At 70.6% G+C, this 18,646-nt stretch carries 14 protein-coding genes; 6 read left to right on the top strand and 8 right to left on the bottom strand.

All coding sequences use genetic code 11. From position 1 onward, the window contains the following. Positions 1 to 27: 27 nt before the first annotated feature. The 4 genes from otsA to ACQYVW_RS02735 are packed head-to-tail and all read right to left on the bottom strand — an operon-like array spanning position 28 to position 5,078. Positions 28 to 1,401, bottom strand: coding sequence for an alpha,alpha-trehalose-phosphate synthase (UDP-forming) (gene otsA / locus ACQYVW_RS02720; protein ID WP_434933871.1), 1,374 nt, complete (start codon positions 1,399 to 1,401; stop codon positions 28 to 30). Further along, the gene (locus ACQYVW_RS02725; protein WP_434933870.1) at positions 1,398 to 3,176 is read right to left on the bottom strand and encodes a glycoside hydrolase family 15 protein; all 1,779 of its coding nucleotides are present in this window, start codon (positions 3,174 to 3,176) and stop codon (positions 1,398 to 1,400) included. Before ACQYVW_RS02725 ends, otsA begins: the two co-directional genes overlap by 4 nt. Before the next feature lie 14 nt (positions 3,177 to 3,190). Next, positions 3,191 to 3,937, bottom strand: a complete 747-nt coding sequence (gene otsB, locus ACQYVW_RS02730) for a trehalose-phosphatase (protein ID WP_434945961.1) — start codon at positions 3,935 to 3,937, stop codon at positions 3,191 to 3,193. A gap of 49 nt (positions 3,938 to 3,986) precedes the next feature. Further along, entirely contained in the window at positions 3,987 to 5,078 is a 1,092-nt protein-coding gene (locus ACQYVW_RS02735) for an ABC transporter ATP-binding protein (protein WP_434934024.1), read from the bottom strand. Positions 5,079 to 5,245: 167 nt separating this feature from the next. On the opposite strand from ACQYVW_RS02735, the gene ACQYVW_RS02740 reads away from it, so the two are divergent. From ACQYVW_RS02740 to eda, 6 genes are read left to right on the top strand one after another with little or no spacing between them, the layout of a single operon-like run. After that, complete coding sequence (locus tag ACQYVW_RS02740) at positions 5,246 to 6,616, top strand: GH1 family beta-glucosidase (RefSeq protein WP_434934022.1); 1,371 nt, start codon at positions 5,246 to 5,248, stop codon at positions 6,614 to 6,616. A gap of 20 nt (positions 6,617 to 6,636) precedes the next feature. Further along, the gene (gene zwf, locus ACQYVW_RS02745) at positions 6,637 to 8,052 is read left to right on the top strand and encodes a glucose-6-phosphate dehydrogenase (protein ID WP_434945962.1); all 1,416 of its coding nucleotides are present in this window, start codon (positions 6,637 to 6,639) and stop codon (positions 8,050 to 8,052) included. Next, a complete protein-coding gene (gene glk, locus ACQYVW_RS02750) occupies positions 8,049 to 9,053 on the top strand; it encodes a glucokinase (RefSeq protein WP_434945963.1) in 1,005 nt (334 codons plus the stop codon). Before zwf ends, glk begins: the two co-directional genes overlap by 4 nt. Positions 9,054 to 9,079: 26 nt before the next feature. Beyond that, positions 9,080 to 9,796 carry a 6-phosphogluconolactonase gene (gene pgl / locus ACQYVW_RS02755; protein WP_434946251.1) on the top strand — a complete coding sequence of 239 codons (717 nt, stop codon included), beginning with the start codon at positions 9,080 to 9,082 and terminating at the stop codon, positions 9,794 to 9,796. A gap of 43 nt (positions 9,797 to 9,839) precedes the next feature. Next, a complete protein-coding gene (edd, locus tag ACQYVW_RS02760; RefSeq protein ID WP_434945964.1) occupies positions 9,840 to 11,756 on the top strand; it encodes a phosphogluconate dehydratase in 1,917 nt (638 codons plus the stop codon). Positions 11,757 to 11,793: 37 nt separating this feature from the next. Continuing rightward, the gene (gene eda / locus ACQYVW_RS02765) at positions 11,794 to 12,450 is read left to right on the top strand and encodes a bifunctional 4-hydroxy-2-oxoglutarate aldolase/2-dehydro-3-deoxy-phosphogluconate aldolase (RefSeq protein ID WP_434945965.1); all 657 of its coding nucleotides are present in this window, start codon (positions 11,794 to 11,796) and stop codon (positions 12,448 to 12,450) included. 55 nt (positions 12,451 to 12,505) lie between these two features. On the opposite strand, the gene ACQYVW_RS02770 is transcribed toward eda, so the two are convergent. The 4 genes from ACQYVW_RS02770 to ACQYVW_RS02785 all read right to left on the bottom strand — a co-directional run bounded on the left by ACQYVW_RS02770 (position 12,506) and on the right by ACQYVW_RS02785 (position 18,479). Continuing rightward, a complete protein-coding gene (locus ACQYVW_RS02770; RefSeq protein ID WP_434945966.1) occupies positions 12,506 to 13,174 on the bottom strand; it encodes a hypothetical protein in 669 nt (222 codons plus the stop codon). A 145-nt stretch (positions 13,175 to 13,319) separates the two neighbouring features. Then, positions 13,320 to 16,502 carry a discoidin domain-containing protein gene (locus ACQYVW_RS02775; protein WP_434945967.1) on the bottom strand — a complete coding sequence of 1,061 codons (3,183 nt, stop codon included), beginning with the start codon at positions 16,500 to 16,502 and terminating at the stop codon, positions 13,320 to 13,322. Between the two features lie 268 nt (positions 16,503 to 16,770). After that, positions 16,771 to 17,604 (bottom strand): carbohydrate ABC transporter permease, encoded by an 834-nt coding sequence (locus ACQYVW_RS02780; protein ID WP_434945968.1) that lies wholly within the window; start codon positions 17,602 to 17,604, stop codon positions 16,771 to 16,773. Further along, positions 17,601 to 18,479 carry a carbohydrate ABC transporter permease gene (locus ACQYVW_RS02785; protein WP_434945969.1) on the bottom strand — a complete coding sequence of 293 codons (879 nt, stop codon included), beginning with the start codon at positions 18,477 to 18,479 and terminating at the stop codon, positions 17,601 to 17,603. The genes ACQYVW_RS02780 and ACQYVW_RS02785 overlap by 4 nt, the downstream gene beginning before the upstream one ends. Between the last annotated feature and the right edge of the window lie 167 nt (positions 18,480 to 18,646).

The following is an 18,646-nucleotide window of genomic DNA, read 5'->3' on the forward strand; positions in this document are numbered from 1 at the left end:
GCCCGTCGCGGACCTCCCGCGCCCGGTTCAGCCCTTCTCCCCGGCCAGCCGGGCCAGGAACGCCCGGCACCAGGCATGGATGTCGTAGCCGGTGATCGGCCGCATCATCGACTCCCAGCGCTCGCGGCGCTCGGCCAGGGGCATGGCCGCGGCCCGGGCGATGGCGTCCGCCACGCCGTCCAGGTCGTAGGGGTTCACCAGCAGGGCCGCATCCAGTTCGGCTGCGGCGCCGGCCAGCATCGACAGCACCAGCACCCCCGGATCGTCCGGATCCTGGGCGGCGACGTATTCCTTGGCCACCAGGTTCATGCCGTCGCGCAACGGCGTCACCAGGCCGATCGACGCCTGCCGGTAGAAGCCGGTCAGCGTGGGATGGGGGAAATTGCGGTTGACGTAGCGCAGCGGGGTCCAGTCCGGCGCGGCGTGGGTGCCGTTGATATGCCCGGCGATGCCCTCGAGCTGGTCGCGCAGGTGCTGGTATTCGAGCACGTCGCCACGCGACACCGGGGCGATCTGCAGAAAGGTGAGCCGGCCGCGCTCGCCCGGGTGGCGTTCGAGGAAGCGGGCGAAGGCGCGGAAACGCTCCGGCATGCCCTTGGAATAGTCCAGCCGGTCGACGCCGATCGCCAGCTTGCGCCCGCTGAGGCTGTCGCGCAGCGCCCGCACCGCGGACTTGTTGACCGCCGCGGCCGACTGCTGGGCGATGCGATGGGCGTCGATGCCGATCGGGAAGGCCCCAACCGCCACCGAGCCGCCGCCCGGCAGCCGCACCACGCCGTCGGCATCGACCGAGGCGCCGCCGAAGATCCGCGCATAGGTGCGGAAGCGGTCGGCATCGCGGACGGTCTGGAATCCGACCAGGTCGTAGGCGAACAAGGTGCCGAACAGGCGGCCATGCTCGGGCAGGGCCGAGACCAGGTCGGCCGAGGGCATCGGCACGTGCAGGAAGAAGCCGATCCGGCAGCGCACGCCGCGCTCGCGCAGCATCGCCGCCAGCGGGATCAGGTGGTAGTCGTGGATCCACAGCACGTCGTCGTCGCGCAGCTGCGGCGCCAGCTTCTCGGCGAACAGCATGTTGACACGGCGGTAGCCGGCGCGGGTTTCGCGCGCGTAGTCGACCAGGTCCAGCCGCGAGTGCAGCAGCGGCCACAGGGTGCGGTTGGCGAAGCCGTTGTAGTAGGCGTCGTGGTCGGCGCGGTTGAGGTCCATGGTGACGTAGCGCACGTCGCCGGCCTGCTGTTCGTGCAGGCGCCCGCTGTCCTCGCGCACTACCTTGCCGCTCCAGCCGAACCACAGCCCGCCACGCGCGCCCAGCGCCGCCTCCAGCCCGACGGCCAGGCCGCCGGCCCGGTTCTCTCCCGGCAGCGCCACGCGGTTGGATACCACCACCAGACGACTCATGAAGCCTCCTGCCAGCTGCGCGACAGCCGCATCGCGGCGATGATCAGGCCGACGTGCGAATAGGTCTGCGGGAAGTTGCCCCAGGCTTCGCCGTCGTCGAACGCCAGGTCCTCCGATAGCAGCCCGAGGTGGTTGCGCCGCGCCAGCAGGCGCTCGAACATCGCCCGCGCCTCGTCCTCGCGGCCCGTCGCGGCCAGCGCGTCGATGTACCAGAACGTGCAGATGGTGAAACTGGTTTCCGGCTCGCCGAAATCGTCCGGCGCCACGTAGCGGAACAGCGCGTCGCCACGGCGCAGGTCGCGGCCGATCGCATCGACGGTGGCCATGTAGCGGGGATCATCCGGCGCCAGGAAGCCGATGTCGGCCAGCAGCAGCAGCGAGGCGTCGAGGTAGTCGCTGTCGAACGAAGCACTGAAATGATTGGCGTCCGGCCGCCAGGCGCGTTCGATGACCCTCGCCTGGATGGCGTCGGCGCGCTGGCGCCAGTACGCGACGCGATCGTCGCGTCCCACCTGCCCGGCGATCTTGGCCAGGCGGTCGCAGGCGGCCCAGCACATCGCGGCCGTGTAGGTATGCACCTCGGCCCGGCCGCGGAACTCCCACAGCCCGGCGTCGGGCTGGTCGTGCAGCGCCCAGGCGCGCTCGCCGAGCGGTTCGAGCCGGGCGAAGGCCGCCGCGTCGCCGGGGTGTACCAGCCGCTGGTCGAAGAACAGCTGGGTCGAGGCCAGCACCACGCTGCCGTAGACGTCGTGCTGCTTCTGCACCCAGGCCAGGTTGCCGCGCCGCACCGGCCCCATGCCGCGATAGCCGGCCAGGCTCTCGACCTCGGCCTCCTCCAGCTCCTCGGCGAAGTCGATGCCGTACAGCGGCTGCAGGCTGCCGTCGTGGGTGGCGATGTTGTAGATGTAGCGCAGGAACTCCTCCATGCTGCGCGTCGCGCCCAGCCGGTTGAGCGCGCGCACCACGAAGGCCGCGTCGCGCAGCCAGCAGTAGCGGTAGTCCCAGTTGCGCGTGGTGTGCGGCGCCTCCGGAATCGAGGTGGTCATCGCCGCGATGATCGCGCCGCTGTCCTCGTACTGGCACAGCTTGAGCGTGATCGCACTGCGGATCACGGCCTGCTGCCAGTCCAGCGGGATCGAGAGGTAGCGCACCCATTCGCGCCAGTAGGCGTCGGTGCGCCCGATCGCCTCCTCCACGTAGCCCGACAGCGATCGCTGCAGCGGCTCGTCCGGCCCCAGCACCATGTACTGCGCCTCGTTGAGCACGAACGCGGTCTGCTCGCGCACGAAGCGGATCGGCACGTCGGTGGTCAGGCGCAGGGTGAAGCCAGGCAGCAGCCAGCGCATGTGGTTGCTGCCCCAGGTCGAATCGGGCACGCGAGCGCCCCAGTCGGCCAACGGCCGCACGCGCACCCGCACCCGGGGGCTGCCGGCCAGCGGCGTGATGCGGCGGATGATCGACACGGGCCGGTAGATGCGCCCGTTCTGCTTCCAGCGCGGCGCGAAATCGAGCACCTCGACCGCGCCCCCGTGGCGGTCGTGGAGCACGGTGCGCAGCAGCGCGGTATTGGTGACGTACTGCTGCTCGCTGCGCTCGAAGTCTTCCAGCTCCACCGCAAGGTCGCCGCCCTCGTGCGCGCGCGGCGAAAGCAGTGCGCAGAAGGCCGGGTCGCCGTCGAATGCGGGCAGGCACGACCACACCACGCGCGCTTCGCGATCGACCAGCGCCCCGAAACTTCCGTTGCCGATGACGCCGAGATCGAGCGTCTGCCGCATGCGTTGTCCTCCGTTCAATTGCCTGTCCCCAGCCATGCGTGTACCGCGGCGATGTCCGGCAGCCGGCAGCGGGCGGCGCTGCCGGCCCGGTCGCCCACGAGCACGCCCAGGCCATCCTGCGCATTCACGGCCTGGAAGCCGTATTCGTCGGTCAGGTCGTCGCCCACGAACACCGGCTGGCGCCCGCGGAACGGCGGCTCGGCCAGGAAGGCCGAGATCGCCGTGCCCTTGTTGGCGCGCTGCGGCCGCAGTTCGACCACCATGTCGCCCGGCTGCAGCTGGTAACCCGGCAGGCGCTGCACCGTCCGCGCCGCATATGCCTGCAGCGCGTCCGCGGCGTCGGGCATGGCACGCCAGTGCAGGGCCAGCGTTTCGCCCTTGTCCTCGAGCAGTGCGCCCGGCCAGGCCGACACCAGCTCCAGCGCTTCCAGCCGTACCTGCTCCAGCGCCGGCGGCAGCGGCGGCGGGCCGGCCAGCGCCTCGCCCGCGCGTCGGCGCTGCAGGCCATGCAGGCCGGCGGCGGCGAGCCTCAGCGGGGCGAACAGCCGGTCGAGCACGTCCACGTGCCGGCCGCTGACCAGCGCCACCGCGCCGTCCATCGCGGACGACAGGGCGCCCAGGCGGTCCACCAGGCGGGGGGAGACATACACCTGCTCCGGATCGTCCGCGAACGGCACCAGCGTGCCGTCGACGTCGAGGAACAACGCCCAGCGTTCGGACAATGGAGGCGGCGGCGGCAGAAAGGGGGGGCCGTCGGACATCATTCGGCCATGATGACCCGCGACGCGCGGTCGCGCCATGAAGATGCCGTCACCGGCGCGTCAATGCCAGGCCGCTGGCAGGATCGAACAGATGCAACTGGCCAGGCGCGATGCGCAGCCGCAGGAGCTCGCCCGGCGCCGGTAGCGACTCCGCCGCGAGCCTAGCCACCAGGGCCTGTCCGCCCACGCGGGCATGGACGTGCGCGTCGCTACCCATCGGCTCCACCACCTCGACACCGGCTTCGAACCCGGCGCCCTCGCCGCTCACAGGCAGCAGATGCTCGGGGCGTACGCCCAGTTCCATATCCTTTCCGTCCAGGGCCGGATCGATTGGGTCGTCGTCCGGCAATGGAACTGTCGTGCCGTCGACCAGCTCGAACCGCCAGCCGTCCCCGCGCAGCAGCCGGCCCTGCAGCAGGTTCATGGCCGGACTGCCGAGGAACCCGGCCACGAACCGGTTCGCCGGATTGCGGTACAGCGCCATGGGCGCGTCGATCTGCTGCACCTGGCCATCCTTCATCACCACGATGCGCTGGCCCAGGGTCATCGCCTCGACCTGGTCGTGGGTGACGTAGAGCATGGTCGCGCCCAGCTGGCGGTGCAGCCGCGCGATCTCGACCCGCATGCCGGCGCGCAGGCGGGCGTCGAGGTTGGACAGCGGTTCGTCGAGCAGGAACACCTGCGGTTGCCTGACCAGCGCGCGCCCGAGCGCGACCCGCTGGCGTTGTCCGCCCGACAGCTGCGCCGGTCGCCGCGACAGCAGCGGCTCGAGCTCCAGCATCCGCGCCGCCTCGGCCACCCGTGTCGCGATCGCTTCGGCAGGCAGTTTGCGCAGCTTCAGCGCGAAGCCGAGGTTCTCGGCCACCGTCATGTGCGGGTACAGCGCGTAGTTCTGGAACACCATGGCGATGTCGCGCTCGCCCGGCGCGACATCGTTCACCGGCCGCCCGCCGATGTGCAGGCGGCCGGACGTGATCTCCTCCAGTCCGGCGACCATCCGCAGCAGGCTGGTCTTGCCGCAGCCCGAGGGGCCGACCAGCACCAGCAGTTCGCCATCGGCCACCTCGAAGCTGGCGCCGGCCACGGCCACATGGCCGTCCGGATACACCTTGCGCAGCTGGTCCAGTTGCACGTGCGCCACTCGTTTCTCCCGGCTGGAGGATCCGTCCTTGCGCTGCGCGAAGCTGCCGCGCCGGCCGAGATGGCAGGATGGCGGCCACCTCGACACTACGCTTCGGACGATTGCGTTATTCTCGCAATGTAATCGTTTTCATGCCGCGCAGGCCATCACCAGGACGCCGCACACCGATGAGTTCGCCTTCTTCCAAGGACTTTCGCTTTCCGCCCGGCTTCCTCTGGGGCGCCGCCACCGCCGCCCACCAGATCGAAGGCTCGCCCCTGGCCGACGGCGCCGGCCCCAGCATCTGGACGCGCTTCGCGCACACCCCGGGCATGACCCTCAACGGCGATACCGGCGATGTCGCCTGCGATCACTATCATCGCTGGAAGGACGATGTGCGCCTGATGCGCGAACTCGGCCTGCAGGCCTACCGCTTCAGCGTGTCGTGGTCGCGGATCCTGCCCGAAGGCACCGGCCGGGTGAACCAGGCGGGCCTGGACTTCTATTCGCGCCTGGTCGACGAACTGCTGGAGAACGGGATCGAGCCGCTGCTCACCCTCTTCCACTGGGATCTGCCGGCCGCGCTGGACGACCGGGGCGGCTGGCTCAACCGCGACTGCGCCGACTGGTTCGCCGAGTACGGCGGCGTGCTCTATCGCGCGCTCGACGGGCGGGTCAAGAAGTGGGCGACGATCAACGAGCCCTGGGTGGTCACCGACGGCGGCTACCTGCACGGCGCACTGGCGCCCGGGCATCGCAGCCGCTTCGAGGCGCCGATCGCGGCCCACAACCTGATGCGCGCCCACGGCGCGGCGGTGCAGGCCTATCGCGCCGAGGGCGCGCACGAGATCGGCCTGGTGGTGAACATCGAGCCCAAGTATCCGGCTGGCGACTCCGCCGAGGACGCGGCCGCGGTGCGCCGCGCTCACGCCTACATGAACGAGCAGTTCCTGCATCCGGCCCTGCTCGGCCGCTATCCCGACGAACTCAGGGACATCTTCGGCGAGGCCTGGCCGGACTTCCCCGAGGCGGACTTCGAGCTGATCCGCCAGCCGCTGGATTTCGTCGGCATCAACTACTACACGCGCAGCGTCACCGGCGATGGCGACAGCTATCCCCAGAGGACGAAGGTGGTGCGCCAGCCGCTGGGCACCTATACCGAGACCGGCTGGGAGGTCTTCCCGCAGGGACTGACCGACCTGCTGCTCTGGTTCAAGCGCACCTATGGCGACCTGCCCGTCTACATCACCGAGAACGGCGCGGCCTTCTTCGACCCGCCGGTGGCCGAGGAAGGCCGCGTGCGCGATCCCTTGCGAATTGATTACCTACGAAAGCATTTGACCGCCATCCACGACGCGATCGCCGCCGGCGTGGACGTACGCGGCTACATGGCCTGGTCGCTGCTGGACAACCTGGAGTGGTCGCTGGGCTATTCGAAGCGGTTCGGTATCATCCACGTCAACTACGGGACGCTCGAGCGCACCCCGAAGGACAGCGCGCGCTGGTACTCTGGCATCATTCGGAGCCACGGGCGAAGCCTGTCCGATCCCCTTCCCTAACGATGGCAACGCGGGCGTCAATGCACGACTCACTTCTGCTGTTCGGCGCCACTGGCGACCTGGCTCAACGCTATCTGTTCCCTTCCCTGCTGCACCTGCTTCGCGACAGGCTGCTGCCGGAGAACTTCCGCGTCGTCGCCATCGGCCGCACGCCGCACGACGACGACGCCTTCCGAGCCTGGCTGCGCGAACGCATCGGCGGCGACGCCCGCAACAACGGCGCCCTGGACGACCTGCTGGGGCGGATCCATTACCACCCGCTCAACCTCAACGACGTCGAGGGCATGGCCGGCACGCTGTCGCGCTATGCCGACCGGCCTGCGGTGAGCTACCTGTCCACCCCGCCCAACCTGTTCGAGTCCGCCTGCCTGGGGCTCAAGGGCGCCGGCCTGCTGGAACCGCCCTCGCGCCTGGTGCTGGAAAAGCCGATCGGCCACGACCTGCCTTCGGCGCGCGCGATCGACGCCACGCTCAAGTCGGCCCTGGACGAGTCGCGGATCTTCCGCATCGACCATTACCTGGGCAAGGCGCCGGTGCAGAACCTGCTGGCCCTGCGCTTCGGCAACACCCTGCTCGAGGCGGTGTGGGACAACCGATCCATCGAGTCGGTCGACATCCTGGTGGCCGAGACCGCCGGCGTGGACGGGCGCGAAGGCTATTACGCCGACTACGGCGCGCTGCGCGACATGGTGCAGAACCACATGCTGCAGCTGCTGGCGCTGATCGCGATGGAGCCACCGGCCGCGCTCGACGCCGACAGCATCCGCGACGAGAAGCGCAAGGTGTTGCGCGCGCTGCGGCCGATGACCGCCGCCGACGCCGCCGCCGACAGCATCCGCGGCCGCTATACGGCGGGCGTGGTGGAAGGCTCGGCCGCGAAGGGTTTTTTGGCTGACAGCGCTGTCGAAACCTTCGTCGGCCTGCGCGCCTGGATCGACAACTGGCGCTGGGCAGGCGTGCCGTTCCGGATGGTCACCGGCAAGCGCATGCCCTCGCGCACCACCGAGGTGCTGGTCAACTTCAAGCCGGTCACCCACTGGGTGTTCGACCGCCCCGATCGCGAGCACGCACGCCCCAACAGCCTGCGCATGCGCCTGCAGCCGGAGGAGACCATCGAGCTGGGGCTGATGGGTTCGCTGGCCGCGCCCGAATGGGGTGCGACCGAGCTGTTGCCGATGTCGCTGGACCTCGCGATGCTGCCGCCCAAGCGGCGCATCGCCTACGAGCGGCTCATGATCGACGCCCTCAAGGGCGACCAGACCCTGTTCGTGCGCGACGACGAGGTCGAGGCGCAGTGGCGCTGGATCGACAGCATCAGCGCCGCCTGGGCGGACGCCGCCACCCCGGTCCACGACTATCCCGCCGGGTCCTGGGGCCCGGCCGGCGCGGCGGGGTTTCTGCCGCGCACCGTGGGCAAGGCGGGCAGCCGCGGATGAGCGCGCCCCGGATCCTGCTCGCCGACATCGGCGGTACCAACGCCCGCTTCGCCCTGGCGGATCCGGCTGCGGAGTCGCCGCTGCTGGTCGACAGCGTGCAGCGCTTTCCGGTCGCCGATTTTCCATCCCTGGCCGATACCGCCCGGCATTACCTGGTCGAGACCGGCCAGGCGGACACGGGCATCCGCCATGGCGTGTTCGCCGTGGCCGGGCGCGTGGATGGCGACGAGGCGCGCATCACCAACCATCCCTGGGTGATCTGCCGCCGCCGCACGCAGGCGCAGCTGGGTTTCGAACGGGTCAGCCTGGTCAACGACTTCGCCGCGCAGGCCATGGCGATTCCGCTGTTCCAGCCCGGCGACGTGGTGCCGATCGGCGCGGCCACGTGGACGCCGGAGCGCGCGCCGCAGCACCGCACCTACGCCATCCTCGGTCCCGGCACCGGGCTGGGCGTGGGCGCGCTGATGATCCGCGAGGGCCGCCACTTTCCGCTCGAGACCGAGGGCGGGCACGCCAGCTTCGCACCCGGAACCCCGGAAGAGCTGGCGGTGCTGGCGCAGCTCTCGGCCCAGTTCGGCCGGGTGTCGAACGAGCGGCTGATCTGCGGCCCGGGCCTGGTCAACATCCACCGCGCGCTGAGCGAGATCGCGGGCGAGGATCCGGGACCGCTGCAGCCGGCCGACGTGACCGCCCGTGCGCAGGCGGGCGATCCGCGCTGCATGCGCGCGGTCGACGTGTTCTGCGCGGTGTTCGGCGCGGTCTCGGGCGATCTGGTCCTGACACTTGGCGCCTGGGACGGCGTGTTCCTCACCGGCGGCCTGGTGCCGAAGATGCTCGACGCGCTCCAGCACTCCGGCTTCCGCCAGCGCTTCGAACACAAGGGGCGCTTCTCCCCGGCGATGGCGAGCGTGCCGTCGCTGGCGGTGCTGCATCCCCACGCCGGCCTGCTCGGCGCGGCCGCGATCGCGCGCCGCGAAGCGCTCGAGGCGCCCACGCCATGAGTCCGCACGATGCGCACGACGGGGCCATGGACGCAGCGCCCGCGCCGGCCGTGCAGATGCACACCTACGAGTCGCTGACCCAGTGGACCTGGGGCGCGGCCGTGGCGATCTCCTCGGTGCTGGGCCGCGACCTGCAGGACCGGCCGCGTGCCCGCCTGCTGCTGTCGGGCGGCAGCACCCCTGCGCCGGTGTACGAGGCGCTGGCCAAGGCGCCGCTGGACTGGAGCCGCGTCGATGTCGCCCTGGTGGACGAGCGCTGGCTGCTGCCGGACGACCCGGACAGCAACTCGCGCCTGATCCGCGAATCCCTGCTGCGCGATCGCGCCGCTGCCGCCCGCTTCGAGAGCATCACCCGCCCCGGGCGCAGCATCGAGGAAGCGGTCAGTGCCGCGAACCTGCACGCCCGGGCCGCACCCGGCGTGGTCGTGCTGGGCATGGGCGAAGACGGACACACCGCTTCGCTGTTCCCGCGCATGCACAACCTCGAAGCGGCGCTGCAGTCGCGCGCGCCCTACGTCGCGGTCGACGCCACCGGTTGCCCGGGCGCTGGCAAGTTCCTGCGCCGCATCAGCCTCACCCCCGCCGGCCTGGCGCCGGCGCATACCCGCCTGCTGCTGATCCGCGGCGAGAGCAAGCGCAAGCTGCTCGAGCGCGTGCTCGGCGGCGACGATCCGCTCGAATACCCCGCGCGCATCGCGTTCCAGACGCCCGGCGCGCCGCTGCACATCCACTGGTGCCCGTGACCCCACGCCGCGCGCGCCAACGACAGGGACAGCCCCCATTCCGATGAACCTGCACCCCGTACTGCACGCCGTCACCGAACGCATCCGCCAGCGCAGCCGCGCCTCGCGCGCGGCCTACCTGGCCGCCATCGAGGCGATGCGCCAGGCCGGCCCCAGCCGCAGCCGCCTGAGCTGCGGCAACCTGGCGCACGGCTTCGCCGCCTGCGGCCCGTCCGACAAGTCGCGCCTGCGCGGCGGGGTGACGCCCAACCTGGGCATCGTCACCGCCTACAACGACATGCTCTCGGCGCACCAGCCCTACGAATCCTATCCGGGGCTGATCCGCGCGCACGCCAGCCACCTCGGCGCCACCGCCCAGGTCGCCGGCGGCGTGCCGGCGATGTGCGACGGCGTGACCCAGGGCCGCGCGGGCATGGACCTGTCGCTGTTCTCGCGCGACGTGATCGCGCAGGGCACGGCGATCGCGCTCTCGCACGACATGTTCGACAGCACCGTGCACCTGGGCATCTGCGACAAGATCGTGCCGGGCCTCCTGATCGGCGCGCTCGCGTTCGGCCACCTGCCGGCGGTCTTCATTCCCGCCGGGCCGATGACACCGGGCATCCCCAACAAGAAGAAGGCGGAAGTGCGTGAGCGCTATGCCGCAGGCGAGGCCACGCGCGAAGAACTGCTGGAGGCCGAGGCCGCGTCCTACCACTCGCCCGGCACCTGCACCTTCTACGGCACCGCCAACTCCAACCAGGTGCTGCTCGAGGCGATGGGCGTGCAGTTGCCCGGCTCGTTCGTCAACCCGGGCACCGGCCTGCGCGACGCGCTGACCCTGGCCGCCACCGAACGGGCGCTGGAGATCTCCGCGCTCGGCGACGACTACCGCCCCTTCGGCCGGCTGATCGACGAGCGCGCGATCGTCAACGCGGTGGTCGCACTGATGGCGACCGGCGGCTCCACCAACCACACCATCCACTGGCCCGCCGTGGCCCGCGCGGCCGGCATCGTGCTGACCTGGGACGACATGGACGCGCTGTCGCAGGTCGTACCCCTGCTGGCCCGCGTCTATCCCAATGGCGAGGCCGACGTGAACCGGTTCCAGGCCTCGGGCGGCATCGGCTTCGTGTTCCGCGAACTGCTGGACGCAGGCCTGATGCATGGCGATGTCGAGACCATCCTGCCCGGCGGCATGCGCGCCTGGTGCGACGAGCCCAGCCTCGCAGGCGGCTCGCTCGGGTTCGTGCCCGCGCCGACGGTCAGCGCCGACGAGGACGTGGTGCGGCCTGCGTCCGCACCGTTCGAAGCCCAGGGCGGCCTGCGGCTGCTGCGCGGCAACCTCGGCCGTTCGCTGATCAAGCTCTCGGCGGTGAAGCCCGAGTACCGCACGATCGAAGCGCCCGCCGTGGTCGTCGACGATCCGCGCACGCTCAACAAGCTGCATGCGCAGGGCCTGCTGCCGCAGGACTTCGTGGCCGTGGTGCGCTACCAGGGGCCCAAGGCCAACGGCATGCCCGAACTGCATTCGCTGGCGCCGCTGCTGGGCATGCTGCAGAACCAGGGACGCCGCGTGGCGCTGGTGACCGACGGCCGCCTCTCCGGCGCATCGGGCAAGATTCCCGCCGCGATCCACCTCACGCCGGAGGCCGCGCGCGGTGGCCCGATCGCGCGCCTGCGCGAGGGCGACATCCTGCGGCTGAACGGCGAGGCCGGCACCCTCGAAGCCCTGGTCGACGCCGGCGAATGGGCCGAGCGCGAGCTGGCGCCCAGCACCGCGCACTGCGCCTGGGATGTGGGCCGCAATCTGTTCGCCCTCAACCGCGCGATGGTGTCGCCGGCCGACCAGGGGGCGCTGTCGATCTCCTGCGGTCCGCCCGCGCGTGACGGCGGCCAGTGGGAATACGACCAGGAATACCAGCTGGGCGACGACCCGCAGGCGGCAGCGCTCGCTCCGCACGAACATCGCGACGCCTGAGCGCGCACGCCCGACCGCCACCACTCCAGACGAGCCCATGACCATCGAATCGCTCCAGAACCGCGCCGAACAGCTGCTGCGCCAGGCCGGCATCCTGCCCGTGATCACCGCCGACAGCGTCGACCAGGGGCGGCGCATCGCCGAAGCCCTGCTGGAAGGTGGCCTCACCTCGCTGGAACTCACCCTGCGCACCCCGGCGGCGCTCGAGACGCTCGCCGTGCTGAAGAAGGAGCTGCCCGAGATCGTGATCGGCGCGGGCACGGTGCTGACGGCCGAGCACATCGCCCGCTCGATCGACGCGGGCGCCGACTTCCTGGTCACGCCCGGCACGCCGGCACCGCTGGCCGAAGCGCTCGCACGCGCATCGATTCCGGCCGTGCCGGGCGGCGCCACGCCCACCGAGTTCCTGCAGCTGATGGCGCACGGCTTCCGCTGCTGCAAGCTGTTTCCCGCCAACGCGGTCGGCGGCCTGGCCATGCTCAAGGGGCTGGCGGGCCCGCTCGCCGCCCTCAGGCTCTGCCCCACCGGCGGCATCAGCGAGGCCAATGCCGCCGAGTTCCTGGCGCAGCCGAACGTGCTGTGCCTGGGCGGTTCGTGGATGGTGCCGAAGAGCTGGCTGGACGCAGGCGAGTGGCAGAAGGTCCGCGACAGCGCGGCCAAGGCCGCGGCCATCATCGCAGCCGCACGCGCCTGAGCCCGGGACCGGCACAGCGCGGCCCCGGCAACGCCAGGCCGCGCGAACCGGTCGATCAGGCCAGCGCCAGCCGCACCCGCAGTTGGCGCCACAGCGCCGCATGCAGCAGGTACCACGCGGCCAGCAGCCAGCCCAGCTGCCATTCCAGCGCGTTCTCGATCCGGTCCTTCCAGCCTTCATCCGCGACCAGGGCCGTGGCGGCGACGCTCGCCAGGCCCAGCAGCAGCATCAGCGCGCCAACCGCCAGCATCGCGCGCACGGTGCGGCGGGCCTGTCCGCTTGCGGCGATGCCGTGCAGGAAGCGCAGTTGCGCGAGATAGCCGAAACCGAAGAAGCACACCACGCCGTAGCGCCGCAGGAACCGGTAGATCTCACCGTCGCTGCCGAGGAAGGTCGCGTAGACCGCTAGCGCGGTGGCGGCGATCCCGCCCAGCCAGCCCACATCCCTCCAGCCAGGCCCGAGCCGGCGCGCCGCCAGCCACCAGTGCAGCCCCACCAGCAGCGCGCAGGGCAGCACCAGCAGCCGGAACACGTGATTGCCCAGCCCGTGGCGCGCGGCGCGGCTGATCGAGGTGCAACCCTCGAGCACCGGGATGCAGGCCTCCACATGGCCATCGCGGATCGACAGCCACAGCGCCAGGTGCGCGGCGGTGGTGAACAGCAGCGCGATCGCCGCCGGCAGCGGCCACAGCGGGAACGAGGTGTTCGCGACCGGTGCGGGCATGCGCCGCTCCTCTTCCTGCAGCCTAGCGCGAGCCAACCGCGGAGGCGCACGCCGCGGCCTGCGCCGCCGCAGGTGCGCGGACGAGGCCCGGCGTAAGCGTGGATTGCCGATGCCGCCCGCCGATGTCCGCAACCGGCGCCATCTGCTAGTCCTGCGCTCCGATCCGCACCCGGGCCGGCAGCGCGGTGACCCGCAGTTCGTCGCCGTCCATCTCCGCGGCACCCGATTCCACCGACAGCGCGCCCGGGGCGCCGTCGAGCGGCCAGGGCAGCACCAGGCCGCCCTCGGGCAGGCGCATCCCGGTGTCGTCGACCTCCAGCAGCAGGCCGTCGCCGTCGCGGCGCAGGCGGTAGGCCAGCGGGCCATGCGCCGTGCGCAGGCCCGCGATGCCGACTCCCTCCCCCTCCAGCCATGCGGGGGGCAGGCCCGCGGCCAACACCTGGCTGCCGTCGCGCTCGCGCGCGTAGGCGAACATGTCCAACGCCGCGCGCACGAAGTCCGAGCCCACCCAGGCGTGCGGCAGGTCGCCGAGGAAGAACGGCTTGCGCGGCGTGCGCGAGACCACCTCGCCCCACTGGTTCCAGGCCGGCGGCGCGCGGTCGGCGAAGAAGTAGTCCACCGCTTCGTTTGCCCGCTCCTGCCAGCCCAGCCGCACGAGTGCGCCCACGTTGCGCCATTCGTAGGGCGTGTAGTCCTTCCAGTCGAGGCTGCCGTCGCGGCGCCCGGAGAAGTGGCGCCAGTAGCGTTCGAAGGTTGCATGCAGCAGGTCCTGCGGCAGCCGGTGCTGCTCGCCGCCGGGCGCCAGTGCGATCGTGGTCGAGGTCGGGTCGAAATCGCCGAGCTCGGCGGCGCCGGGCAGGAAGTCGATGCCGTGCAGGCGGGTGGCGGCGTGCAGCGAATCCATCAGGTCGCCGTGGAACTGGTCTCGCGATTCGGCCATGCGGCCGGCTTCTTCTTCGCGTCCGAGCGCCTGCGCGATCCGCACCGCATCCTTGTAGCCGCGCAGCGCCCAGAAGTTGTCCCAGTACGAGTGCATCGGCTTGGCCGAGTAGCCCTCGTGGCTGATCGAGGCCGGCATCATGCCGTAGAAGGCGCGGTTGACCCGGCGGTTGGCGGCGGTGCGCTCGGACAGCCGCAGCTGCTCCATGTAGCGCCAGGCGCCCTCCACATGCGGCCACATGCGTGCGAGAAAGGCGTCGTCGCCGGTGTAGCGCCAGTACTCGGCGATGTTGAAGATCAGCTGGCCGTGGCTGTCGTTCTCGGGGACAGGATCGCTGCCGCGGTCGTCGACGCAGCACGGCACCTTGCCGCTGTCGAACTGGTACGGCGCATACCACTCCAGGTACTCGCGCACCACCTCGGGCCGCCCCATGCGCAGCAGGCCTTCGGAAATCATCGCGCCATCGCGGATCCAGCTGCGCGAGTAGGAACGCGTGCCCGGCTGCAGGCGCGGGCCGACACGCGACACGAGCATGTGCGCCAGCGACGTCCGCAGCGTATCGGCCAGGGCCTGGCCCTCGGGTGGCACCCGCAACGTCACCTGGCCGAGCTTGCCGCGCCACATCGCCGCGGTTTCGTTCTGCAGCTCGGCCGCGTCCCACCAGCGCCGCGCCAGGCCCGCGTTGCCCGTCATCGGCACCATGATGTCGATGGTGCGCGTTTCCCAGGGCGCCAGGCGCATGCGGTACAGCAGGGCGCCAGAGGCCAGCCCGGTCGGGTCCACCACGCTCCTGGACGATGGCGGCCGCCTGGCTTCCAGATGCGACACCGCCATGCCCGCGTCGAAGGGCGTGGCGAAGGCCGCGTTCGGCAACTGCTTGGCGAACACCCGCGCCCGGCCGTCCACCGACACCGTGCCGCCGTCGATCGACAGGCCGTGGATCGGACTCACTCCGCCCCGTGTATTGAGGAACTGGCTCGGCGGGTTCACCTGGAACGGGCGCACCGCAAGGGCCAGCGTGTAGTCGCGCGCGCGGCCGCCCGGATTCGACAGGCGGTAACGCGCTACCAGCCGCGAGTCGGCCGCCTCGCCATGCGCGAACGCGGTGACGTCCAGCTGCAGGTCCTCGCGCGACCAGTGCACGCCGGGGATGGGCAGGTAGCCTTCCTGCAGCGACTGCCGCGTACGCACGTCGCTCCAGGTGGCGAGCGCGCCGTCGACCAGGACGAAGGGTTCGATGCTGAAACCACCGCGGGCGACCTCGATCGCGCCATCCTCGCCGATCAGGCCCTGCTGTGTCCCGCCATCCAGCCCCAAGATCGTCCAGTAGGGCTGTTCGCCGCGGAAGCCGCGCGGGAACAGGCCCTTGCGCGACTGCGCCGCGATCGCGACGACGAAGTCGTTCGGTGAGGCGGCGAACGACAGTGGCTGCACGCCAACCTCGCCCAGGACGAACCGGGCGCCCGGACCGTCGATGAAATCGAAGGCGATGTAGCGCGCTTCGGACTCGGGCAACGCGATCCAGTCGTCGCCGCCACCGCCCTGCTCCACCTGGCGCACGTCACGCCAGGCCGCCCCGTCGTCGGACAGCGAGATGCGGTAGCGCGACGCATGCAGCCCGCTCTCCCATCGCAGGCGCAGCCCGCCGAACTCACGCGCGCGGCCCAGGTCGAGCACCAGCCGCTGCGGCAGCGGGGACACGTCCGCGCTCCACGCCGTCGCCGTCAGCCCGTCCACCGCCAGCGCTGCGTCGCCCGCGGTCGCCACGGCGGTGGCCACCAGCGGGCTGCGGTCCTCGGCCGGCAGGACCTCGAAGCCCAGGCTGTCGAAACACACGCTGCCGTGGCCGCCGGCGTTGTTGTAGATCGTGAACTCGACCTTGGCGCTGTTGCGCAAGACCGGATCGGACCCGGGCCCCCAGGCCTTGGCGATATGGCGCTGCCGGTAGCGCACCTCGCTCCACTGGCGCGGGAACCGGTAACGCGGCCGGTTCACCCACCACACGTTGTCGCTGCTGGCGTCGACCAGCTTGAACTGCAGGTCGTTGTCCGGCGAGTCGCCACGCAGCCGGAACGAGAACCGGTAGTTGTCCGGGTAGTCCATCGCCAGCTCGCGCTGGATGCCGACGTGCCCGGATACGCCATTGAAATCGTAGTCCAGGCACAGCGCCTGGCCCTGGTCGCCCGCGACCGCACGCAGGCTGCCGCTGACCTGGTCGGAGGCCACCACGCGCCAGGCCGACAGGTCGTCGAAACCATCCAGCAGCCGGTGGGACTGCGCGGGTTCGGGTTCCAGCGACGGCTGCGCGGCAAGCGGGCTCGCCAAGCAGAGCCAGGTCAGGGCGAACAGGCTCGCAAGGAGCGCTCTGTGGAAGGAGCGTGCGTCCATGACGGGTTGCGGTCTGTCACTCATGTGTCGTTCGTAGTCCAGAGCGTCTGGCATCGGGCGAGCCCCAATGCATGTTGCCATTGCTCCGTACCGGGCAGGATGACATCGAGGGCTGGAAATCTGGGCAGGGCCTTATCCCCCCTCATTCCCGCGAAAGTCCGAATCCGGCGTGTCGACGCTTCGAAGCGCGGGATTCCCGCCGTCTCGGTGATGACGCTAGTGCCCCAGATCCCGCGGCTGCGTTCGAATGTCCCGCAAACGCCCGCCCTCATCCTTTCACGCTCCCGAGCAGCAGGCCCTGGAGGTAGTAGCGCTGCAGCAGCAGGAACAGGATGAGTACCGGCAGCACCGTCACCACCGCCCCGGCCATCATTAGCTCCACGTCCATGATGTGTTCGCGCGACAGCGCCGCGAGCCCCACCGGGAGGGTGTAGCGGGACTGGTCGGTGAGCACGATCAGCGGCCACATGAAGTCGTTCCAGGCGCCCATGAAGGTGAAGGTCGCCAGCGTGACCAGCACCGGCTTGAGCAGCGGCAGCACGATGCGGAAGAAGATGCGGGCCTCACCGGCGCCGTCGATGCGCGCCGCCTCGATCAGCGCATCGGGAATGCTGCGCGCGTACTGGCGCACCAGGAAGATACCGAACACCGAGGCCATGCCCGGCGCGATCACGCCCCAGTAGCTGTTGACCAGGCCGAGCTGCTTCATGAGCAGGAACAGCGGCAGCATCGCCACCTGCGCCGGTACCACCAGCGCCGCCAGCAGCCACTGGAAGATCCGCTCGCGCCCGGCAAAGCGCAGCTTGGCGAAGGCATAGCCGGCCAGCGTATTGAGCAGCAGCGACAGCACGGTGATGCCGACCGAAACCAGCAGGCTATTGGCGAAATTGCGGCCGATGCCGGTGGTGGCGAACAGTTCGCGATAGCTGTCGAGCGTGGCCCGCGACGGCAGGAACGGCGGCGGGAAATGGCTGGCCTCGCCACGCGGCATCAGCGAGACCGACAGCATCCACAGCAGCGGGGCCACGCTGAGTACGGCCAGCGCCAGCAGCGCGCCGTTGACCTGCAGCGCCTGCCAGCGCGACGCGCCGATCCGGCTCATACCAGCCCCCGCCGCCGCCCCGCGCGCAGCATCATCGCGGTCACGCCGAGGATGAGCAGGAACAGCAGGAAGGCCACCGCCGAGGCGCGGCCCAGGTTCCACCATTTGAAGCCTTCCTCGAACATGTAGTACAGCACGCTGACCGTACTCTGCAGCGGGTCGCCCCGGGTCATCACGTACGGCTCGGCGAACAGCTGGAAATATCCCGACACCGTGATCACGCCGACCACCAGCAGCACAGGCCCGAGCTGCGGCAGGGTGATGTGCAGCAGTTGCCTCCACCGCGAGGCGCCATCGATCCGCGCGGCCTCGTAAAGCTCCTGCGGAATCGCCTGCAGCCCCGCCAGCAGGATCACCATGTTGTAGCCGAAGTTCTTCCAGACCGCGAACAGCATGATCGTGGGCATGGCCCAGCGCGGATCGCCGAACCAGTCGACCGGTCCGATCCCCAAATGCCCCAGTGCCCAGTTCACGAGGCCGTAGCTGGTGTGGAAGAGGTAGCGCCAGATCACCGCCACCGCCACCAGGGTGGTCACCACCGGCGCGAACAGCGCGGTCCGGAACAAGGCCCGCATCCTCGCCAGCGGCGAGTTGAGCAGCAGCGCGGCGCAGAGCGAGACCAGGATCGACAGCGGCACGCCGACCGCGACGAAGTACGCGGTATTGCCCAGCGCCTTCCAGAACATCGGCGTGCGCAACAGGTCCAGATAATTGTCCAATGCGACGAGGCGCAGGTGGTCGGGATCGGCCAGCGCGTAGAGATCGAAGTCGGTGAAGCTCAGCAGCAGCGCGGCGCAGACCGGCAGCCCGAAGAACACGGCAAGCACGATCAGCGCCGGTGCGACGAAGATCCAGGCGGCCAGGTCACGACGCATGAAGGCGTCGCCTCCTGTCCGCTGCCAGGTGGCGCCAGGGATGGCCGCGACCCTCGCTACCCGGCACATTGCCCGCCGGCCGCGCAGGCTCCCGGCCCAGGCGCGGCGTACCGGCCGTCCATGGGTGCGCGTCGCCGCGCCTGCCGGGCGCCATCGGCGTCGGCCGG

Origin of the sequence: Luteimonas campi (assembly GCF_051162505.1) — a bacterium.
In the GTDB taxonomy this organism is placed as follows: Bacteria; Pseudomonadota; Gammaproteobacteria; order Xanthomonadales; family Xanthomonadaceae; genus Luteimonas.

Bases quoted from the DNA above. Each gene is read 5' to 3' on its own strand.
- ACQYVW_RS02725 (WP_434933870.1), bottom strand. From the start codon at position 3,176: ATGCGGCAGACGCTCGATCTCGGCGTCATCGGCAACGGAAGTTTCGGG.
- eda (WP_434945965.1), top strand. From the start codon at position 11,794: ATGACCATCGAATCGCTCCAGAACCGCGCCGAACAGCTGCTGCGCCAG.
- otsB (WP_434945961.1), bottom strand. From the start codon at position 3,937: ATGTCCGACGGCCCCCCCTTTCTGCCGCCGCCGCCTCCATTGTCCGAA.
- otsA (WP_434933871.1), bottom strand. From the start codon at position 1,401: ATGAGTCGTCTGGTGGTGGTATCCAACCGCGTGGCGCTGCCGGGAGAG.
- zwf (WP_434945962.1), top strand. From the start codon at position 6,637: ATGCACGACTCACTTCTGCTGTTCGGCGCCACTGGCGACCTGGCTCAA.
- ACQYVW_RS02785 (WP_434945969.1), bottom strand. From the start codon at position 18,479: ATGCGTCGTGACCTGGCCGCCTGGATCTTCGTCGCACCGGCGCTGATC.
- glk (WP_434945963.1), top strand. From the start codon at position 8,049: ATGAGCGCGCCCCGGATCCTGCTCGCCGACATCGGCGGTACCAACGCC.
- ACQYVW_RS02740 (WP_434934022.1), top strand. From the start codon at position 5,246: ATGAGTTCGCCTTCTTCCAAGGACTTTCGCTTTCCGCCCGGCTTCCTC.
- edd (WP_434945964.1), top strand. From the start codon at position 9,840: ATGAACCTGCACCCCGTACTGCACGCCGTCACCGAACGCATCCGCCAG.
- pgl (WP_434946251.1), top strand. From the start codon at position 9,080: ATGGACGCAGCGCCCGCGCCGGCCGTGCAGATGCACACCTACGAGTCG.
- ACQYVW_RS02770 (WP_434945966.1), bottom strand. From the start codon at position 13,174: ATGCCCGCACCGGTCGCGAACACCTCGTTCCCGCTGTGGCCGCTGCCG.
- ACQYVW_RS02780 (WP_434945968.1), bottom strand. From the start codon at position 17,604: ATGAGCCGGATCGGCGCGTCGCGCTGGCAGGCGCTGCAGGTCAACGGC.
- ACQYVW_RS02775 (WP_434945967.1), bottom strand. From the start codon at position 16,502: ATGGACGCACGCTCCTTCCACAGAGCGCTCCTTGCGAGCCTGTTCGCC.